This is a genomic window from bacterium (genome assembly GCA_022616075.1).
Lineage (GTDB): Bacteria > Acidobacteriota > HRBIN11 > JAKEFK01 > JAKEFK01 > JAKEFK01.
This window is the reverse complement of the sequence record JAKEFK010000249.1, coordinates 1-20,559: the sequence shown is the minus strand read 5'-3', so window position 1 is coordinate 20,559 and position 20,559 is coordinate 1. Positions and strand designations below refer to the sequence as shown.

The window sequence follows — 20,559 nt, the reverse complement described above, 5'->3', positions numbered from 1 at the left end:
ATGAGTCCTGTTAAAGTTCCTCATTGCTCATTCTCATAACTTTGGCACTGAATTAATTAGCTATCGATTCCCGTAAGACTTCTTCGATTGTCGTCTGACCCAGTCTAAGTTTTTCTATCCCGCTGGAACGAAGTGTGATCATCCCTTCTTCGATGGCTTTTCGCCTGATTTCCATCGCGGAGGCTCCCACCAGAACTAATTCCCGAATGCTGTCACTGACTTCCATCACTTCAAAAAGTCCAAACCTGCCTTTGTATCCCGTGTTGCCGCATAGCTGACAACCTCTGCCTTTGTATATTGTAACCTTTTGAGCTTCTTCTTCCTTGAAGCCAATATCTACCAACGCTTCGAGTGGTACGCGGTATTCCTCTTTGCATTCCGGGCAAATTTTCCGGATCAAACGCTGAGCAGCGATCAAAAGCACCGAGGATGCAACGAGGAACGGTTCAATTCCCATATTCATCAAACGGTTGATCGTGCTGGGTGCATCGTTTGTATGCAGCGTGCTGAGAACGAGGTGGCCTGTCAATGCCGCCTTAATCGCAATTTCAGCTGTTTCAAAGTCTCGCACCTCACCGACGAGGATGATGTTCGGGTCCTGTCGCAAAAAGGACCGGAGGGCCGCAGCGAAATTCAATCCAATTTGTTCTTTCATCTGAACCTGGTTGATTCCGGGAATATTGAATTCCACCGGATCTTCCGCCGTTATTATGTTCGTTTCGGGTGTATTAATCCTCGACATCGCGGAATACAAGGTATTTGTTTTTCCGCTGCCTGTGGGGCCTGTGACAAGGATCATTCCATAAGGTTTTAAAATTGCTTTTTCGAACGTTCGTAAGGATTCCGGTTCCAATCCGAGCTTGGTCATGTCCAGCTTCAGGTTCTCTTTGTCCAGAAGCCGCAACACAATCTTTTCTCCAAACAAAGTTGGAAGAACAGAAACGCGGAAATCAAGCTCTTTAATCTTGCCCAGGTGTTTTGTTTTAATCTTGATGCGGCCGTCTTGCGGTAAGCGCTTTTCCGCAATATCAAGTTTCGCCATAATCTTGACGCGAGACGTAATGGCATCTCGCAGTTTCAATGGCGGATTCACTTTGACGTACAACACGCCATCAATTCGGTACCGGACACGGAACTCTTTTTCGTATGGCTCAATGTGGATGTCGCTTGCGCCCTGATTGAGCGCATCGTACATCACCTTATTGACAAGTTTCACAACAGGCGCATCTTCTGCCTGTTTTTCCAACAAGGCGAGGTCCAGTTCTTCGGCTGATTCCAGAACTTCCACATCGCCGCTCTCTCCGGCAACGGCTTTTTCCGCCATCGCCTGTTCCATCACTTGTTTGAGCTCCAGAGCGTGAGCCGAACCATAATACTTATCGATCGCCTCCCGGATGGCGAAATCGGAGGCCACCACAGGTTCGACCTGGTAACCGCAGATAAAATTGATTTCATCCATCGCCCGGATGTTGGTCGGATCCGCCATCGAAACAGTTAAAACCGCACCGGTTCGGTTCACCGGTATCAGGTCGTATTTCCGGCAAATCTCCACGGGAACCAGATCCAGCACAGCCTGATCGATTTCAAAATGGGACAGGTTGATGGCAGGAATACCAAACTGCCGGCTTAGACACTGGGCAATATCCTCATCGGTGACGAAACCAAGCTTTACGAGGTCATAACCAAGCTTATTGCCGCTTGTCTTCTGGATTTGAAGGGCTTTATCGAGTTGCTCTTTTGTGATGAGCTTGTTACGAACTAGAAGTTCACCAAGCTTTAATGGCATGTAATTCTAATAGCCTTATACCCAAAGTTGACAGTCTTGGCTGAACAACCCTGATTGCCTCTGGGAATCAAAAAAGATTGTAACGGAACGTCGAGCGGATTGTCAACATTTGTGACAGTACGCGGGCGTTTATAATGAGTAAGTTTTGAGCTCACAAACGGCCCTTCGCGCATGCGTTTCAATCCTGTTAGTCCTTCTCCTTGCGATCGTGCTGGCTCCAATTCTTGGGCCTGAGTCTTATGAGACGATCGATCTGGGAAAGCGTTTGCTGCCCCCATCGAGTGCGCACTGGTTCGGGACCGATGAACTTGGTCGCGACGTATTCTTACGGCTGTTGCACGGTGGGCGAATCTCCTTTCTTGTATCACTGATTGTTGTAACAATTTCGTTTGTAACCGGAGTCCTCCTTGGATCGGTTGCGGGATGGAGCGGTCCTCTGATCGATGAAAGCATCATGCGGTTGGCGGATATTCTGCTTGCCTTTCCGGGGTTGTTGCTTGCGATTGCTTTAATGGCTGTGCTCGGACCGAGCTTACAGAATGTAATACTGGCCTTAATTGTGATTGGCTGGATTCCATACGCGAGACTATCCCGAGCGCTGGTTCTCAAATTCCGGGAGCTTGAATTTGTTCATGCCTCCAGGAGCCTGGGCGCGACTTCTAAGCGCCTCTGGCTTCATCATATTTTTCCCAACATGCTGCCGACATTGTTTGTGCAGGTCAGTTTTAGTTTTGCCGGAATGATCCTGGCGGAATCTTCCTTGAGTTTTCTCGGTCTGGGGGTGCAGCCTCCGGAACCGAGCTGGGGGAACATGTTAAGTGACGCAAAGAACCACTTAATGGATGCGCCGTATTTAACGATATTTCCGGGGCTGGCGATTTTTATTTCCGTGTTGTCTTTCAATCTGGTGGGGGATTCTTTGCGTGATAGATTTGATCCTTTTCGTGAGTGGTAACGGCGCCGATTCAACCCCGGCGATTGACAGTAAAAACACGCAGGTTATACAATCTTGCCGTCGCAATTTGAACCGCCAAGGCGCCAAGGCCGCCAAGAAAAAAATTTCTTATCAAAAATCTTGGCGACTTAGCGTCTTGGCGGTTAAAGAATTTGCGAAAAAAATCACTTTCATGAATCGTGTTAAGCAGTTTCTGATCGCGGTGATTCTGGTCAGTGCAAGAGTTGCGTGCGCTGATGTGGCGATTGTAAAAACTGCCGGTGTTGTTGCATTCGATGAAGCAAGAAACGGATTTACCAGTATCTGCTTTCAAAACAGTAAAGAATTCAACCTGCTGGAAGATCTATCCAATAGAGACGAACTCCTCAATTCGATACGGGCCGGCAATTTCAATGTAGTCTTTGCGATAGGCACTCAAGCTGCAGCTCTCATTTATGAGAACTTCCCGGCAATTCCACTGGTTTTTGCTTTCGTAGCAGACCCGGAAAGACGAGGATTCAAAAAAGAACAGGCGACTGGAGTGGCGCTTTCTGTTCCGGTCCGGGAACAATTCGCGGTTCTCAAATCGCTCAATCGCAGAATCAGTCGGGTCGGAACAATCTACACGAAGGATTTGAATGATCCCCTTATCTCCATCGCGAGTAAAGCAGCTGAAGATGCAAATCTGGAGCTCATTACATCTCCAATCAGCTCGAATCTCGATTTACAAAAAGCCATGACCGACCTCATTGGACGCGTGGACGCGCTTTGGATTCCACCGGATCCATCTCTAAATTCGGAAGAAGTAATTAAATACATTGGCTCGAAATCACTGGAAAATAAATTGCCGTGTGTCGGGCCGAGCGATCGATATGTTCGCTCGGGCGCTATTTTTTCGTACTCGGTGGATACAGTGGAGACAGGACGGATTGCCGGTGAGATGGCGAATAAAATCCTTAAAGGCGCTCCTACTTCGAAAGTGCCGATGCAGGAACTTCAAAAGCCAAGAGTCATTATCAATCTTAAGGCGGCGGAACTGTTGGGTTTGACGATTCCCCAGAATCTGCAAGAGATCGCCGCTAAAATCTATAAGTAACACTTTGAACACTTAGTTTATGTTTCGTAACCGAAGCTTGCGTTTCAAAATTCGATTATTCGTAGCGTTTTTACTTCTGCTGATCCTGGGAATGGGGATTACGATGCTTTATCTAGCGCGGAGGTATTTGCGGGAGGAACTTGTCCATAGGGGAGAAGTAATCGTCAGACGCCTCGCGGAATCTCATGCTTACCAGGTCAGTCTGGGATTGGCGGATGAATTAGAACCGATTTTGCGCAGGATCATTGAAACAGAAGAAGGCATCGAATATGTTGAGTTTGTGGATGCAGCAGGCAGAATTATTCAAACGAGCGATGGGAAATACCGCGCTCAAAGCGATCCGCGGCGCAGACCACCGCAATACGAAAACTTTAACATCGAACAGTATCGAACTTTATTACGCAAACAGGGGGATTCGATTACGGGAGCCGATGGAAAACAACTCTATGATTTCTATGCTCCGGTTGTCTCCATGGCCGGTAGAGTCGGCGAATTCAGCTCCCTTGATTTGAGCGCTCTGGGTGAAACGTCGCCGCAAAAGGAGGTGAGGTTAATCGGGGTTGTGCGAATGGCCGTTCTGCCCACCACGATGGATGAGGCGATCACCCAGCTGAGACTTGTATTTCTGGCTACCATCGGCGTGGTTGCGCTGTTTGGACTCGCCGTGGCGTATTTTCTAAGTACGTCAACCACGACTTCTGTTGCTCAGGTGGCAGAAGCGGCTTCGGTACTTGCGCGCGGAGATTTAAATCAGCATGTGCCGGCTGCTGGAAAAGATGAGCTGGGTATGCTTGCACAATCCTTTAACGTCATGGCCGATAACCTCGCAAGAATGATCCGGCGCGTCAGAGATGCTTATGTGCGAGTGGATCAAGGCCGCGAACAGATACAGGATAGTACCGTTGCTGTTATGCAGGCAAGCAAATCGCAGGTTTCTTCACTTGAGGAAGTTTCCTCCGCGATATCGCAAATGAACACTTCGCTCAAAGGAGTTGCGGAGAATGTCGAAAATTTGTCTTCATCAGCAGAGCAAACTTCTTCGTCCATTGTCGAGATGGCTTCCAGCATCGATGAGGTCAGCGGCCATATCAAATCTCTTTCCAGTTCGGTAGACGAAACGGCTTCATCCATCACAGAAATGGTTTCCTCCATACAACAGGTGGATCACAGCGTTGAGCTTCTAGCCACTTTGATTACCGATACGGCCGCCTCCATCAAACAAATGGAAGGTTCGATCCGCCAGGTGGAAAAAAATGCTGCCAGCTCCCAGGAATTGAGTGAACAGGTCACGGCCAATGCTGAAATGGGAATGAAGTCGGTGGAAAGTACAATGGGGGGAATGGAAAGAGCCCGTTCCAGTGTTCATGGAGCGGGGGAAGTCATAGCAAAACTTGGGAGCAGCTCTGAAGAGATCGGCAAGATCTTAAACGTCATCGATGACATTGCGGAGCAAACGAACCTTCTGGCTTTGAACGCTGCGATCATTGCTGCGCAGGCGGGTGAGCATGGCAAAGGTTTCGCAGTGGTTGCCGAAGAAATACGGGAGCTGGCGGAAAGAACTGCTTCTTCCACAAAGGAAATCGATACTCTGATCAAAACTGTTCAGCATGACGTTGCCAATGCTGTTCAAACAATGGTGAGCGGATCCCAAATTGTGGAAGAAGGGGTCGGACTTTCCAGAAGGGCCAACGAGAATCTAAAGAAGATTCTTGAGTCCGCACGGAGTTCTTCGGATATGTCTCGCGAGATTGCCAAGGCGACCGGGGAACAATCGAAAGGAATTCGTTCGATCAATCAGGCGATAGAGCAGGTGCGCGAAATGATGATGCAGATCAACAAAGCGACTACCGAACAGAAGGCGGGAAGTGAACAAATCATTTCAGCAGTGGAAAATATGCGGGAAATGACGGTCTTCGTGAATCGGGCAACAGTGGAACAGGCGAAAGGAAGCAAGCAAATCACGGAGGCGATGGAGCATGTTACGGAGATGGTAGCTCACATCATGAAAGCCACTTCCGAGCAAGCGAAAGGGAGCGAACAAATCGTGAAAATCGTCGACTTCTTCCGCGAAAGCAGTCACAGGAATCTGAACAGTGTGGCTGATATGGAACGCGCGCTTTCGCTTTTGATGGAGCAAGCAGGCATTCTCAAACAAGAGATCAGCATTTTCAAGGTGTAGTTTTTGCTTATCGGAATCGATGGAAGAGAACTCGAAGGGAAGCCCACGGGAGTTGGAAATTACTTATCCAATATCCTGCAAGAAATAGATCTGCCGCCGGATTTCAAAATCCAGCTGTTTTTTAAAAATGAGATTCCCGCGGATTCGATTCCGGCTCGCGTGGAGGCGGTTCTTCTTCCTTCAAAGAAAAGAAATCTTGCCTGGCTGCACACGATTCTTGGACCGGAAATTCGAAGAAGAAATATTCAATTATTTTTTACTCCAACTGCAAACTGTGTTCCTTTCTTTTCCGGGATTCAAACCGCAGCCGTTCATGATCTCTCCTATTACAATCATCCCGAATGGTTTAGCCCGCGCGAGCGGTGGGTTCGGAAAATCAGTACCCGTTACGCGGTTCACAAAGCCCGGAGGATCTATGTTCTGTCGGGTCACGTTCGGGAAGAAATCATGCAGCGATTTGGAATTTCATCAAAGAAGTTACTTCTCATTCCAATCGGTGTGCGCCAAAAAAAAACGGACCCTGAAACGCGGCGGATCCTTCGTGAATCCTACGGGTATGGATCGGCAAGGATGGTTTTGTATGTTGGTTCGATCTTTCAACGAAGGCATCTGCCTGTACTCATCCAGGCTCTGACGAAGCTGGATTCCGATGTAAAACTGGTTGTGATTGGAGAAAATAGAACGTTTCCGCATCAGGATTTGATGGAAATCGCGCGTAAATTCTCAGTTGAATCGCGTGTCATTCTTCTGGAATATGCTTCCACAAAAATTGTAGAAGATTATTACCGGATGGCCGATGTTTTTGTTTACCTGTCTACCTATGAGGGTTTTGGAATTCCACCTCTGGAAGCAATGTCCTATGGAATTCCGGTCATCGTTTCTCGGACTCCTGCCATGGATGAGATTTATCAGTATTCGGCGTTGTTTGTCCCTTCGATCACTGCAGGATCTGTAGCAGAATGTCTGCGCGCGTGTTTGATGGATGACCAACTTCGTGAACAACTGATCGAGTCCGGCCTGGCGCAGGTCGAGAGGAGCCGTTGGTCGGACAGCGCAAAATCGATTGCGCAAGACTGGGAGCAGCTCATTGCCGCCGGAAGTTAGCGTTATTACCGTGTATTACAATTCGCCGGATGAGGTTCTTGCTCTTCATCAATCCATGCAAAAACATCTTCCTCCGGGACAATGGGAATGGATCGTAGCCGATAATAACTCCCACGAAGATCTTTCTGAACGACTGCCGGGCGCCATCTACCTGCGGTTTCCGGCAAATTATGGATTTGCAACAGCCAATAACAAGGCTGCTGAAAAAGCTTCGACACCGTATCTGTTTTTTGTGAATCCGGATTGCGTATGGATCGAAAACTGCATTCCTCCGCTGATGGACGCAATGAAGCAGGCTGCCGTGGCCGGCCCCAGGGTGATCAATGAAGATGGAAGCGTACAATTATCATTCGGACCGTTTCTGTCTATTCGCAATGAATTCAAGCAGAGAAAACGAATGCAACAGGAAAAAACCGAACAGGTCCAGAGCTGGATTCGACAGAAGGGACAATTTTCTCCGGACTACGTCAGTGGATGCGCGCTGCTGATCTCCAAAAAACTATACGATGAGATCGGAGGTTTTGATGAAAAGTTTTTTCTGTACGAAGAGGATGTCGATCTATGCAAGCGTGTGCGCGATCTGGGATTGCTTATCGTCTATGTGCCTTCAGCAACGATTCTTCATAAACGGAATAGAAGCGTCCGGCAGGAAAGTGAGCGCTCCGATCGGGAGTATCGCAAAAGCCAGCGCTATTACTATGCGAAACATCATGGCTGGTTCCAGAACGCGCTGCTGAAACTTTATTTGCGCTTTTTGTAGGGGCGCCGCATTTGCGTTTTGGCAAATGCTGCGCCCGTTGCATGCCGGGCTGAGCATTCGCACAAAACGCGAATGCGCAGCCCCTACGCAGGAGAAATACTTGAGAATCGGAATTGATGTGCGGAAAATTGCGGATTACGGCATCGGCACTCATATTCGAAATGTTGTTCTGCCTGCCGCGTCCCTCGCGCAGGGCCACGAATTCATTTTCTACTATGACCCTTCTAATACGATAGATGTTCGTCCTTCCTTTCGCTGGATTGAAGAACCATCCGGAAAATATTCCGTCTGGGAGCATTTTTCTCTTGCGCGAAAAGCCAAAGCGAATGGAGTGCAACTGTTCCATTCGCCGCATTACACCTTGCCTTTGATGGTGGATTGTCCTTCCATCGTGACGATTCACGACGTGATTCACCTGAAGTTTCCGGAGTACTTTCCCGGCTGGAAGGTGCAGGCGGCAAAGTATGTGATGAAACAGGCAGCTCAGAAAGCCAGAAGGATCATTGCTGTTTCCGAAACGACTCGTAAAGATTTGCTGCAATGGTTTCCCGGAATCGCAGAGAAGATAAGGATAATCTATAACCGCCTTCCGCAAGAGTGGTTCCAACCTCCTCCTGCGATCGATCTCAATCATCTGGGAATCCCCGCGGATTTCCTTTTGTATGTCGGCAATTTTAAGAAGCACAAAGGAATCGAGACACTCATCCAAGCTTACAGCAGGCGCGCAAACCTCCCGCCGCTTGTGCTTGTGGGTCAGGGGCATCAAATGGATCATGAGTTGTCAGCCAGGATTCTGAGCACACCAAACGTGAGGCTACTTGGATTTGCGGATGCAAAGTTTTTGCGAAAACTATATGCACAGGCTCTTCTTTTTGTGTTTCCTTCTCTTTATGAAGGATTCGGTTATCCGCCACTGGAAGCCATGGCGTCCGGTTGTTGCGTCCTCAGTTCGGACGCCCCGGCGATGAAAGAAGTTCTCGGTAGCGCAGCAGAATTCTTCGAGCGGGGGAACGCAGAAGAGCTTCTGTCAAAAATACAACTATTGTTATCGGATGGCGAAAGAAGGAACGCTTTGAGAAATTCGGGTTTACAGCAGGCTAAGAAGTTTGCAACCGACGAATCCCCCCGGAGACTTTTAGAAGAGTGGAACAGAATTTGAACAGAAGAACGCAAAGCACGCAAAGATATTAAATTTTTTTCTTCGCGATCTTTGCGATCTTCTGTTAAAAAAGATGAGAGTTGCTATCATTCACGATTGGCTCACCGGCATGCGCGGTGGCGAAAAAGTGCTGGAGGCCTTTTGCGATTTGTTTCCGGCAGCTCCCATTTTCACGCTCGTTCATAATCGTGGATCCGTTTCGTCTAAAATCGAATCTCACGCGATTCGCACATCATTTTTGCAGCATGCTCCCTTTGTGAAAAATCATTACAGGAATTACCTTCCTCTCTTTCCGAAAGCGATCGAACGGTTGCAGCTTCAAAATTACGATCTGATCATCAGCAGCAGTCATTGCGTTGCAAAAGGCGTTATACCGGCTCCTTCGGCATTCCATATTTGCTATTGCCATACGCCGATGCGCTATATCTGGAGCCATTATGACGACTACTTTGGCGACCATCGGGTGGGTTTACTAAAACGGATGACGCTGCCGGCGGTGAGAGATTATTTATGCGAGTGGGATGTTTCCAGCAACCAGCGGGTCGACCAATTCGTAGCAAATTCCAAAACCGTTGCCGATAGAATTCGCAAATTTTACGGGCGGGAATCGCGCGTGATTTATCCACCTGTGGACGTGCTTTTCTATACTCCTGACGGGTCGGATCGCGGTGCTTTTAATCTGATCGTTTCAGCGCTCGTTCCGTACAAAAGAATCGAAATTGCGGTCGAAGCTTTCAATCGCAGCGGACGATCTCTGGTTATCGTTGGAATAGGCCCGGAGTTCAAAAAACTGAAAGGAATGGCGCAACAGAATATCCAGTTTCTTGGCCGCATCGAAGCCCATGAGCTCAGGGAGCTTTACAGAAAAGCCGCGGCTCTGATCCAGCCTGGCGAAGAGGATTTCGGCATCAATGTAGTGGAAGCTCTTGCGTGTCATTGCCCGGTTGTGGCTCTGGCGCGTGGGGGTGCTATGGAAACGGTTCTAGATCAGGAAACCGGTATATTTTTCAATGAGTTAAGTGTCTCTTCTCTCCAAGCGGCAGTTGACAAGACTGAGTCGATACGCTTTAATAAACCGCTTATGCGCGAGACGGCCCTGCGCTTTTCCCCCGCGCGATTCAAGGATGAATTTCAGAGGCTGATTCCGGAAAAAGCTCCTTCAAAAAATGGTTTCCAGAAAAAGTAACGTACTCCAACTGGTTTATCTGTGCGGTGATCTCCTCGCGACGACGGCCGCATTCTTGCTCGCGTATTACCTTCGTTTCTTTGCGGATATCATACCGGTTCGTTACGGCATTCCTCCTTTTCAACAGTACTTGAACGCATTGCCCCTGTTGCTGGTTGTTTGGCCGGTCATCTTTTATTTCCACGGGTTATACCAGGTACGGCGCGCGCGATCCTACATCGACGAATTCTTTTCAGTGACCGCTTCCGTCGGAATCTCGACGGCGATCGTCTGGGGAATACTACTTTACTATCGTGTTTATCATCAGCGCGGACTGGAAGGGGAACCGGCTTTGGAACCTGCCCGCGTGCTGTTCCTGTATTTCATGGTGTTGGATATTGTGGGGATTCTGTTCGCCCGCGGCACAATTCGCCGCGTCCTGGAAGAGATGCGCCGTCGCGGTTACAACATCAAGAAAGTGTTGATCGCAGGGGCAGGCAACCTTGGTGAGACTGTGGCAAGAAAAATTCGGGACCATGAAGAACTCGGCTATGACGTTATGGGATTCATCGATGATGATCCGAACAAGACCGTGGTTGCCGGCTATCCCGTTATCGGAAAATGCCCCGAAGTCTCTGTGATGGTCGATCAACTGAAGATCGATTGCCTGATCCTGGCGCTGCCGTTGAAAGCGCACGACACGATGATGCAGATTCTGCATTCCACCCGGAATGAAATGGTCGACATCAAAATTGTTCCGGACATCCTGGAATATGTCGCTATTCGCGCAGGCATTGAGGATCTGGACGGCGTTCCCATCATCAACCTCAGCGATCTGCCTCTGCGAGGATTGAATTCTTTTTTCAAGCGGATCATGGATATCTTGTTTTCAGGCGCCGGATTACTGGTAACTGCTGCATTGTTCCCATTGATCATGCTGCTCGTGAAGCTGCGTTCAGCCGGGCCGATCTTTTTTAACCAGGAAAGAATGGGCCTGGACGGAAAATTTTTTGTGATGTACAAGTTTCGCACGATGGCAGTGGACGCCGAATCGGAGACCGGTCCCGTTATGTCTCAGAAAAATGATCCTAGAATCACTTCAGGTGGAAGATTTCTCCGGAAGTTCTATATTGATGAATGGCCGCAGTTCTGGAACGTTTTAAAGGGAGATATGAGTCTTGTTGGCCCGCGTCCCGAACGGCCGTTCTTCGTTCACTATTTCAAAGAGCAAATTCCGCAATACATGCTTCGCCATAAAGTGCGTTCCGGAATTACAGGCTGGGCTCAGGTCAATGGCTGGCGCGGCAACACCAGCATTGAGAAACGAATTGAACATGATCTGTACTATATTGAAAACTGGTCCCTGGCACTGGATCTAAAAATTATGTGGCTGACTCTGGTGCGGGGTTTTTCCCACAGCGATTTATAGAACACCATCCCGAAACAAGGAGAACATAAGTGAATATTTCGGTCATCGGAACAGGGTACGTCGGACTGGTCACCGGGTCAGTTTTTGCTGACATGGGAAACGACGTCATCTGCGTTGATAGGATCAAGACCAGAATTCGCAATCTCTCCCATGGAAAGATTCCCATTTACGAACCGGGGTTGGAAGAAATGGTACGCAGGAACCTGGATGAAGGACGTCTTTCCTTCACCACCGATCTTGCGGAATCGGTTAGAAAGTCGGATGTTCTTTTTATTGCTGTGGGCACGCCGCCCAAAGAAAATGGCGAGACCGATCTATCCCAGGTGGAGAAAGTTGCGGAAGGAATAGGACTTGCGATCGACCGGTACAAAGTCATCGTGAACAAAAGCACCGTTCCAGTGGGGACCGGCAACCTTGTACGAAACATCATCGACCGTGTCAAGAAAGATGACGTTAAGTTTGACGTTGTTTCGAATCCTGAATTTCTGCGTGAGGGTTCGGCGATTCATGACACACTTCAGCCGGACCGTATTGTCATCGGAGCGCCGAACCGGCAAGTTGCTATGATTCTACTGGAACTCTACTCTTCACTCGGCTGTCCCATGTTGATTACCGATGTGGAAAGTGCCGAGCTCATCAAATATGCATCCAATGCTTTTCTTGCGATGAAAATCTCATTTGCAAATGCGATTGCCGATTTGTGCGAACGCACGGGAGCCGATGTTTCTCAGGTCATTAACGGTATGGGATACGATCATCGTATCGGCAGGCATCATCTACAACCGGGACTCGGATACGGTGGCTCCTGTTTTCCAAAAGATGTGGACTCTTTGATTCAAACTTCCGGCCGTTTTGGCTATGATTTCCGTCTTTTGAAAGCCGTCGTGGATATCAACAGGGAAAGGAGCAATCAGTTTGTAGACAAGATGGAAAAGGTTCTAGGTGACGTTAAAGGAAAAACTCTTGCTATCCTTGGTCTTTCATTCAAGCCGGACACGGATGATATGCGCGATGCAAAATCGATTGAAGTCATCCAGCAGATTCTTGAGAGAAAAGGAAAAGTGCGCGCTTATGATCCTGCCGCGATGGAAAATGCAAAAAGCATTTTCGGCAAAAGGATTTATTACGCCCGCAACGCCTATGATGCGGCCAAAGCAGCCGATGGGTTGGTGGTGTTAACTGAATGGCGCGAATTTAAGTTACTGAATCTTGAGAAAATCTGCCAGTTGATGAAGCAACCTTATATCTTCGATGGCCGCAATCTCTATAATTTCGAGAAAAACAGAAAGTTGGGGTTCCACTACTTCGGCATTGGCCGTTCTGTAAATTCACACAACGGCTAAACTCCGTTCCCATTTTAGGCCTTTCCAGAACCAGGACCATCCCTTTCAGAACGGATCACTGGCCCTTCTTTCTAAATTCCCGTGAAATATTGGTACGTAGGAGGGAAATACATGAGACGTTATTTTATTTTGTTTGTGACGGTATTGCTCCTTTGCTATTCGGGCTCCGTTCATGCACAGTTCGGTGGAATCACAGTGCCGCCCAGCGGAGACAATCAACGCTCGATAGTAACCCAGTCCATTGGACCTGTTTCGATTACGATCGACTACAGCAGTCCCAACGTTCATGCGCCCGATGGATCTGACCGGCGTGGAAAAATCTGGGGAACGCTCGTTCCGTGGGGAATGGTAAATTTGGGTTTTGGAACTTGCGGCGACCAATGCCCGTGGCGCGGAGGCGCGAATGAGAATACGGTTTTTAAAACTTCTCATACAGTCAAAATTCAGGACCAAGCGCTTCCAGCCGGTTCCTATGGTTTGCATTTCCTTCCTGGCGAGCAAGAATGGACGATCATTTTTTCAAAGAATTACACTTCCTGGGGAAGTTTCACCTACGATGCAAAAGAAGATGCGCTCAGAGTCAAGGCCAAGCCGGAAAAGAGCGAATACCATGAGTGGTTAACCTACGATTTTGTGGACCGGGAAACCGATCATGCCACGGTTGCTCTGAAATGGGAAGACCTTCAAGTTCCCTTTAAGATCACTGTTGAAAACATCGATGCTCTTTACGTTGCAAAGATTGAAGAGGAACTGAGAGATTCAGCCGGCTTCACGTGGCAAAATTGGGATTCGGCTGCGCAGTACACACTGCAAAGCAAGAAACACCTTGATAAAGGACTCCAGTGGGCGCAAAACGCAGTTAGCTTTCCTTTTATCGGCCAGGAAAACTTTACGACACTGATGACGCTCGGTCAACTTCAGGAAGCGAACGGGCAGACTGCCGAAGCACAAAAATCAATCGACAAAGCATTGAGCCATCGCACCGCGGGCCCTGTTGAAATCCATTCGTACGCGCGTGGGTTACAACAACTAAAGAAGACACAGGAAGCAATCAAGATCTTTGAAATGAACGCGAAGAAATTCCCGAATGTATGGCCAACGGAAGTCGGTTTAATGCGGGCGCATTCCGCAAAAGGAAACTACAAAGAAGCGTTAAAGCATGCAAAGATTGCGCTCGCTCAGGCTCCGGATGATCTAAACCGCAAGAATCTGGAGAACATGATCAAAACGCTCGAACAGGGCAAAGACGTGAATTAGGTTTAGTCCCAGCGTTTGTTTGCGGGCGGCAATGGTGGTGGTGCGGGCGTGATGCTCTTGTTGTTGAAGAGACGCACAATGTCAGGCCTGCGAAAGTATTTGAGTCCAATAACGTAGAAAGTTATTTTTGCGGCACTCCAAAGCACGCCGAACGCGAGACTGGCATACAGACCTACCTGTGATGCTCCGGTGATCCAGGATTCGAGGTTTGGCGCCGGCCGGGTTTGCCCGGCGCCAGCGAACTTTACCATATGGTGAATCATGATGTCGGACATTTTGTGACCTACCATGGTATTGATAACGGAGCGCACAATGTCAAACGGAATGAGAAAGCAGAACAGGACCAGCAGGATTTTGCGTCCGATTTCACGAACGCCAAGCGTCTGAACGCCTCCAAAAACTAAAAAGGCGGAACTGAGCAGAAGAATGATGAGAATTGGGATCTGGAACACTCGCCAGGGAGCCATTGCGGCAGCAATTTCTGAAACCATTCGTTGCTGCAATTTCATCAACTCATCGTCAGCATAAGTCGGAACAGCTCCACCCGTAAAGTTTCCGGATGCCCATTGCCCCAATCCGGTAATGGACATCACGAGACTCACTCCACCTAAAACCAGCGCAATCACCGAAATCGTGACGAGTTGCCGCGGACGCTGCATTACAAACTCAGATAGAGATCGAGTGTTTTCCGGGCCGCATCTTTCCAGGAAAATTTTTTGACGCGCTCTCTGCCTTTTGCAATTAGATTTTCGCGAAGACCATTCCCGTGCAGGACCAACCGGATTTGTTCAATCAATTCTTCTTCACTATTGGGATCAAAATACAAACAGGAGTCGTTGCAGACTTCCTGAAAAGCAGAAATGCGGGAAGCAATCACCGGAACCTCCGAAGCCATTCCTTCCAACAACGGAAGCCCGAAACCTTCTTCGATGGAAGGAAAGACGACTGCCGCCGCTCTTTGATAAACCGCGCGAAGATCATTTTTCGGAAGGTATCCCGTCAGCAAAACCCCCTTTGGAAAATCTGTCGATTCCATGCCCCATCCATGTGATCCCGCAATCACCAGCGAAACGTCCACATTAAGATTCCGGTAAGCACGAACCAGCAGGGAAAGATTTTTTCGTGGTTCCTGAGTTCCCACAAATAGAAGATATGGTCCCCGAATGGCTAATCTTTCCAGAACCTCGTTCGTCTGCGCGACAGGGACCCTATCCAAAAAGAAAGAATCGATACCATGCTTGATCGTGTAGATTCGAGAGGATGGGATTCCCAACACTTCGACCAGCGCTCTTTTTGTGTGATCCGACACAGCGATAACCGCATCGCTCCTCAAGCAATGTTTCTTTATCATCCTGGGATAATCTTCTTTCATTTCTCGCACGGTCTGCTCAGGATGTGTGTAGAAATAAAGGTCGTGTACTGTTGTCACTCTCCTGGCACGCCGCGAAGGAATTACAAGTGGAGTCGGAGAGTGTACCACTTGCACCGGCGTTCCCAGAACAAATTCTATTGAAGGAAAGGAAAGATGGTTCCAGCCAAAGTTGAGCAGCCGCACCGGCCACCGGCGATCTTGAATCTTGAAGTGCGGCGGATAATGAACCGGCCGGTAACGTTCTTTCCAGGAACTTGAAAAGAGATGATACTCATTCTGTTGATCGATTTCGGACAACGCTTGAACGAGATTCTGTAAATAAGCACCTACTCCCGTGGGATGCGAGAGAGCCGGCCTCATATCAATACAGATATTCATCAATAATCGTGGATCTTGATCGTGATCGCAATCTTGATCTTAATCGTGATCGTGATCTCCGTTACTCCCCTTTTTCCCCCAGCACAAAAATGTGTTCATACCAGGTCTGCGGTCTTAGTTTTTGCAGGATCCGTGTTTTCAACGGATGTGGATAAATATTTCTTACCTCAGACTTCACGATTTCAAATGAATGACGTGTTAAGAGTTCAACGACTTCGCTGAAAGTATATTCGCGATTGTGTCTGCCGTAAATTCCATGCGGGGAATAATCTGCATAGATGTTTTTCCCGCGCGCCAGTGTAACCAGGTTGCTCAAACGCGCCGCGTTTGGCGTGCTGACGACCACATATCCGGAAGGTTTCAAGATTCTGCGGATTTCTGCCAGAGTAAAATCGGGGTTCAGCAATAGATGTTCGAGAATCTCGCAGAAAATCACGCAGTCAAAGGAATTCTCTTCATAAGGGAAAGCATCCTTTTCCACATTGAAATGAGAGTATTCCATCTCATGTCTTTCCTTGCCATTGTCGATGGTTTGCTTTTCCCGTGACTGCAGGCTGGAGTCGCTGAAAAAATTTGCGAGAGATAGCTGAAAATCAAAATGCCTTTTTAAAAGAAGCGTCAGGAAGTAAGGATTCGAGCCAAGCTCAAGAACTTTTTGGACCCCTTTTTGCTGCAAAAACTTCATCCAGTCGAGCACAACCTGCATCCGGATCCAGGAATCGTACAGGTACTGTTCCGCTTCGGGAGGATTGCGAAAGATGGAGTGGAACTGAAGAAGATACTCTTTCTCCGAATCAGGCAACATCAGATTATTTTAACCGCCAAGACGCCAGGAGCGCCAAGTTCAAGTAAGTGCCCTTCCCTGGCGGACTTGGCGCCTTGGCGGTTAATTTCTAGAAGGGCAGAGTGGTCAGGTTAGTTCCGGAATAAATGGACGTACCGTAACCTTTTCGTCCAGGACCTCAGCAAGAAACGAATCGGATTCATTCCACTGCGTTGTCAATGGAATCTTGATCTTTTCGTCTATGCTCCGTTTCAGAAAGCGAGCGCCGTATGCATAGTTGTATCCCTGCGAAACAATTGTATCCAGCGCTTCCGGCGTAACGATCAAATTCTTTCCGGCTTCACGCAAAGTCCTTTCGAGATTCGTCAGGTATTTTTCAGCAATCAAACGAACCTGCTCGCGGGTTAGCGGCGCGAATACGATGATCTCATCGATCCGGTTTCTGAACTCAGGAGAGAAGCCTTTCTCCATTTCTTTCATGACTTCCCGCTTGATGACGTTCACATTTTCACGATCGTTGAGATAGCCAAGCGGCTGAAGAGCGCTCTTGAAAAGATGGGAACCGATGTTCGATGTCATGATGACGATTGCATCACTGAAGTACACTTTTTTCCCGCGACCGTCAGTTAGCCAACCTTCGTCAAATACCTGCAAAAATAGAGATTGCAAATGCGGGTGCGCTTTCTCCATTTCATCGAGCAAGACCACTGTATAAGGATTATCGCGAATCTGCGTTGTGAGAATTCCGCCGCGCTCTGAACCGACGATACCGCGGGGCATACCGATCAGTTTCTCAATGGAAACACCGCCATCCTGATACTCGGAAAGGTCGATGCGAACCATTTTATGTTCATCGCCAAACAAACACTCTGCAAGCGCTTTTGCAAGCTCTGTCTTGCCGACACCGGTTGGACCCAGGAATAGAAATACTCCATCGGGGCGATAGAAATTCTCCTTCAACGGTCCTTTGTTGAGTCGCAGTCGCTTTACGAGCTTCTGGATCGCTTCCGTTTGACCCACCACACGGTGCGACAATCTTTCCTCAAGATCTTCAAAGCGGTCCGACACATCCCGCACGACAAGATCCTGCGGAATTTCCGATTCCTCAGCAATCACGGAGACAACGTCTTCCCGGCGAACAATTTTCTGTTCATTCCGGATCTGAACTTTTACCGCTGCCGTGTCCAACCACCCGATCACTTTGTCCGGAAGATGGAGCGAACGATTGTAACGGGAGGCCATTTGCAGGGCGACTTCGATCGCTTCTTCGGAGATCCTGACTGTGTAATTGCTTTCAAACCTCGGAATTAATCCTTCTATAATCTGGCGCGTTTCTTCCAGCGAAGGTTCCTGAATTTTTACAATTCGGAATCTGCGAGCCAGCGCTTCGTCTTCCTGGAAATACTGGCGGTATTCGGTTGTCGTGGTCGCCCCGATGATCCGGATTTCTCCGCGAGCCAGTGAAGATTTGAAGATATTGGCCGCATCCGCGGGCGCTCCCAGAGCTGCCCCCGCGCCGATTAAAGTGTGCGCTTCATCCACGAAAAGGATCAAATCATGACGCTCTTTCAATTCTGAAATGATATTTTCAATCCGGTCTTCAAACATTCCGCGGAACATTGTTCCCGCAATCAACATGTTCAGGTGCAATTGCAAGACCTGGCAACCCCGAAGACGGTCCGGCATCAAGTGTCCCTCGAATTCCAGACGCTGCGCCAGACCTTCCGCGACCGCGCTTTTGCCAACACCAGGTTCTCCCAGTAGCATCACTGAATTCGGCCGGTCAACGTGACTTAGGATCTCGATCACTCGGTTGATTTCCATTTCCCTTCCGATGATTGGCGGAAGTTTTCCCTGGCGGGCCAGATAGTTCAGGTTGGTTGTGAAATGTTTCAGATGACGGGGCAGATCAAATTTCCGCTTTAACTCTTTTTCCTGCAGCTCCCGGTTCTTTACCCGTTCGCTGATTCTGCGAACAACGTGCTCCGGCTCGATACCGTACAGGCGGAAAATCTCTACTGGAATGTTATTTCCTTCTTGAAAGATCGCGCAGAGCAGATCAAACGATTCAATCTTCGATCTACCGCATTGAAATGTATTGATCCAGGCCAGCCGGAAAATTGACTTCATACTGAAGGTGATTTTCAGGCCTTTGCCGACATACTGTTTGCTTAAATCCAAATGCTGGCTGATATCTTTGGTAATATCTTCGGGATTGAGACGAAGGTCTCGCACCATATCTTCGAATAGTTTTCGCTCGATCTTTACGAGAGCGAGGAAAAGATGTTCGGCGGCAAGATAATTTTGATCTCTACGGCGTGACTCTTCTATCGCCAGCGCGAGCACCTCGCGTCCTGACTTACTGAGCTTATCGTTATAATCACCAAAATCAAGCTCGCGCATTCAACACTTGGGACCTTCCCACAGTGAAATATAGCAAAAGGGGTAATTTCTTTCAACAACTTCTCGTGCTCATGATCTTGCTCGTGCTCGTGCTCGCAAAAAAAAAGGGCGCGATTCAGTCGCGCCCCTGTCAAATTTACGTGTGATTTAATAATCGCCGTAATCTTCCATTCCGTGACCGCCGCCTCCCGGCATTTCTTTTTTCTTCTTTTCAGGAGCTTCCGCGACAGCGGCTTCGGTTGTGATCAGCAATCCGGCAATCGAAGCTGCATGCTGCAGCGCAACACGGGACACTTTGGTCGGATCGATCACTCCCGCTTTTAGCAGATCTTCATAAGTTTCCGTTTCGGCATTGAAACCATAATTCCTGTCGCCATTGCGAACATCGTTGACAACGACAGAAGCCTCCCAGCCTGCATTCGCTGTAATCATGCGGAGTGGTTCTTCCAATGCGCGTAAAACGATGTTCCGCCCGATTTGCTGGTCGCCGTCCAACTTCAAATTTTCCAGAACCTTCTGGCACCGTATATAGGCAACTCCACCGCCGGGAACGATCCCTTCTTCCACGGCAGCTTTCGTGGCATGCATCGCATCCTCGATCCGCGCCTTCCGTTCTTTCATTTCCGTTTCTGTTGCCGCACCAACTTTAATGACCGCCACTCCACCTGTCAGTTTTGCCAAACGTTCCTGCAGTTTTTCGCGATCGTAATCGGATTTGGTATCTTCAACTTGCCTGCGAATTGCCGCAATGCGTCCCTGGATGTCCTTTTTCGATCCCAGGCCTTCCACGATCGTCGTATTCTCTTTGTCAATCACAACTCTTTTCGCCTGGCCGAGATCCTTTAGTGCCAGGTTCTCCAGCTTGAAACCGATATCTTCGGAAATCATTCGCCCGCCCGTCAGAACGGCAATGTCTTCCAGCATTGCTTTGCGGCGGTCTCCGTATCCGGGAGCCTTTACAGCTGAAGTTTTCAACGTGCCGCGCAGTTTGTTGACCACGAGAGTGGCAAGCGCTTCGCCTTCGACATCTTCGCAGATGATCAGCATGGGACGACCCGACTGAGCAACCTTCTGCAAAATCGGCAGAAGATCGTGGATTGCCGAAATCTTCTTCTCGTAGATCAGGATATAGGGATCTTCCAAAACAACTTCCATGCGATCCGGATCCGTGATGAAGTAAGGAGAAAGATAACCGCGATCGAATCGCATTCCTTCCACCAGATCCAGGCGAGTGTCCTGCGCTTTTCCTTCTTCTACGGTGATCACTCCATCCTTTCCCACTTTTTCCATCGCTTGCGCAATCAGTTTTCCAACTTCCCGGTCGTTATTAGCCGAAATTGTGCCGACATCTTCGATGTCTTTGCTGCCGGACACAGGAGTCGAAAGTTTTTTCAATTCTTCGACAACGGT

At 48.6% G+C, this 20,559-nt stretch carries 16 protein-coding genes; 10 read left to right on the top strand and 6 right to left on the bottom strand.

Features of this window, described 5'->3' with window-relative positions:
• Nucleotides 1–52: 52 nt before the first annotated feature.
• Nucleotides 53–1,786, bottom strand: coding sequence for a type IV-A pilus assembly ATPase PilB (pilB, locus tag L0156_20795; protein ID MCI0605430.1), 1,734 nt, complete (start codon nucleotides 1,784–1,786; stop codon nucleotides 53–55).
• A gap of 145 nt (nucleotides 1,787–1,931) precedes the next feature.
• On the opposite strand from pilB, the gene L0156_20790 reads away from it, so the two are divergent.
• From L0156_20790 to L0156_20745, 10 genes are all read left to right on the top strand, one after another.
• A complete protein-coding gene (locus tag L0156_20790) occupies nucleotides 1,932–2,741 on the top strand; it encodes an ABC transporter permease (protein ID MCI0605429.1) in 810 nt (269 codons plus the stop codon).
• A 172-nt stretch (nucleotides 2,742–2,913) separates the two neighbouring features.
• Complete coding sequence (locus tag L0156_20785; protein MCI0605428.1) at nucleotides 2,914–3,816, top strand: ABC transporter substrate-binding protein; 903 nt, start codon at nucleotides 2,914–2,916, stop codon at nucleotides 3,814–3,816.
• A 19-nt stretch (nucleotides 3,817–3,835) separates the two neighbouring features.
• Complete coding sequence (locus L0156_20780) at nucleotides 3,836–5,995, top strand: methyl-accepting chemotaxis protein (protein ID MCI0605427.1); 2,160 nt, start codon at nucleotides 3,836–3,838, stop codon at nucleotides 5,993–5,995.
• Between the two features lie 3 nt (nucleotides 5,996–5,998).
• The gene (locus L0156_20775; GenBank protein MCI0605426.1) at nucleotides 5,999–7,099 is read left to right on the top strand and encodes a glycosyltransferase family 4 protein; all 1,101 of its coding nucleotides are present in this window, start codon (nucleotides 5,999–6,001) and stop codon (nucleotides 7,097–7,099) included.
• Nucleotides 7,083–7,859, top strand: a complete 777-nt coding sequence (locus L0156_20770; GenBank protein ID MCI0605425.1) for a glycosyltransferase family 2 protein — start codon at nucleotides 7,083–7,085, stop codon at nucleotides 7,857–7,859. The genes L0156_20775 and L0156_20770 overlap by 17 nt, the downstream gene beginning before the upstream one ends.
• Before the next feature lie 100 nt (nucleotides 7,860–7,959).
• A complete protein-coding gene (locus L0156_20765; GenBank protein MCI0605424.1) occupies nucleotides 7,960–9,018 on the top strand; it encodes a glycosyltransferase family 4 protein in 1,059 nt (352 codons plus the stop codon).
• A gap of 73 nt (nucleotides 9,019–9,091) precedes the next feature.
• The gene (locus L0156_20760) at nucleotides 9,092–10,204 is read left to right on the top strand and encodes a glycosyltransferase (GenBank protein MCI0605423.1); all 1,113 of its coding nucleotides are present in this window, start codon (nucleotides 9,092–9,094) and stop codon (nucleotides 10,202–10,204) included.
• Nucleotides 10,185–11,612, top strand: coding sequence for an undecaprenyl-phosphate glucose phosphotransferase (locus tag L0156_20755; protein ID MCI0605422.1), 1,428 nt, complete (start codon nucleotides 10,185–10,187; stop codon nucleotides 11,610–11,612). The genes L0156_20760 and L0156_20755 overlap by 20 nt, the downstream gene beginning before the upstream one ends.
• Nucleotides 11,613–11,641: 29 nt before the next feature.
• A complete protein-coding gene (locus tag L0156_20750; protein ID MCI0605421.1) occupies nucleotides 11,642–12,955 on the top strand; it encodes a UDP-glucose/GDP-mannose dehydrogenase family protein in 1,314 nt (437 codons plus the stop codon).
• Nucleotides 12,956–13,066: 111 nt separating this feature from the next.
• The gene (locus L0156_20745; protein ID MCI0605420.1) at nucleotides 13,067–14,212 is read left to right on the top strand and encodes a DUF2911 domain-containing protein; all 1,146 of its coding nucleotides are present in this window, start codon (nucleotides 13,067–13,069) and stop codon (nucleotides 14,210–14,212) included.
• Between the two features lie 2 nt (nucleotides 14,213–14,214).
• Here the strand turns inward: L0156_20745 and L0156_20740 are convergent, their stop codons facing one another.
• From L0156_20740 to groL, 5 genes are all read right to left on the bottom strand, one after another.
• On the bottom strand, nucleotides 14,215–14,871 hold the full coding sequence (locus L0156_20740; GenBank protein ID MCI0605419.1) for a hypothetical protein: 657 nt from the start codon (nucleotides 14,869–14,871) through the stop codon (nucleotides 14,215–14,217).
• A complete protein-coding gene (locus L0156_20735; protein MCI0605418.1) occupies nucleotides 14,871–15,962 on the bottom strand; it encodes a glycosyltransferase family 4 protein in 1,092 nt (363 codons plus the stop codon). The genes L0156_20740 and L0156_20735 overlap by 1 nt, the downstream gene beginning before the upstream one ends.
• 61 nt (nucleotides 15,963–16,023) lie before the next feature.
• Nucleotides 16,024–16,767, bottom strand: coding sequence for a class I SAM-dependent methyltransferase (locus tag L0156_20730; protein ID MCI0605417.1), 744 nt, complete (start codon nucleotides 16,765–16,767; stop codon nucleotides 16,024–16,026).
• Between the two features lie 105 nt (nucleotides 16,768–16,872).
• Nucleotides 16,873–19,149 carry an ATP-dependent Clp protease ATP-binding subunit gene (locus L0156_20725; GenBank protein ID MCI0605416.1) on the bottom strand — a complete coding sequence of 759 codons (2,277 nt, stop codon included), beginning with the start codon at nucleotides 19,147–19,149 and terminating at the stop codon, nucleotides 16,873–16,875.
• A 147-nt stretch (nucleotides 19,150–19,296) separates the two neighbouring features.
• A partial coding sequence (gene groL / locus L0156_20720; GenBank protein MCI0605415.1) for a chaperonin GroEL occupies nucleotides 19,297–20,559 on the bottom strand: 1,263 nt, incomplete at its 5' end.

Bases quoted from the DNA above. Each gene is read 5' to 3' on its own strand.
- L0156_20740 (MCI0605419.1), bottom strand. From the start codon at position 14,871: ATGCAGCGTCCGCGGCAACTCGTCACGATTTCGGTGATTGCGCTGGTT.
- L0156_20760 (MCI0605423.1), top strand. From the start codon at position 9,092: ATGAGAGTTGCTATCATTCACGATTGGCTCACCGGCATGCGCGGTGGC.
- L0156_20780 (MCI0605427.1), top strand. From the start codon at position 3,836: ATGTTTCGTAACCGAAGCTTGCGTTTCAAAATTCGATTATTCGTAGCG.
- L0156_20730 (MCI0605417.1), bottom strand. From the start codon at position 16,767: ATGTTGCCTGATTCGGAGAAAGAGTATCTTCTTCAGTTCCACTCCATC.
- L0156_20745 (MCI0605420.1), top strand. From the start codon at position 13,067: ATGAGACGTTATTTTATTTTGTTTGTGACGGTATTGCTCCTTTGCTAT.
- pilB (MCI0605430.1), bottom strand. From the start codon at position 1,786: ATGCCATTAAAGCTTGGTGAACTTCTAGTTCGTAACAAGCTCATCACA.
- L0156_20785 (MCI0605428.1), top strand. From the start codon at position 2,914: ATGAATCGTGTTAAGCAGTTTCTGATCGCGGTGATTCTGGTCAGTGCA.
- L0156_20755 (MCI0605422.1), top strand. From the start codon at position 10,185: ATGGTTTCCAGAAAAAGTAACGTACTCCAACTGGTTTATCTGTGCGGT.
- L0156_20735 (MCI0605418.1), bottom strand. From the start codon at position 15,962: ATGAATATCTGTATTGATATGAGGCCGGCTCTCTCGCATCCCACGGGA.
- L0156_20725 (MCI0605416.1), bottom strand. From the start codon at position 19,149: ATGCGCGAGCTTGATTTTGGTGATTATAACGATAAGCTCAGTAAGTCA.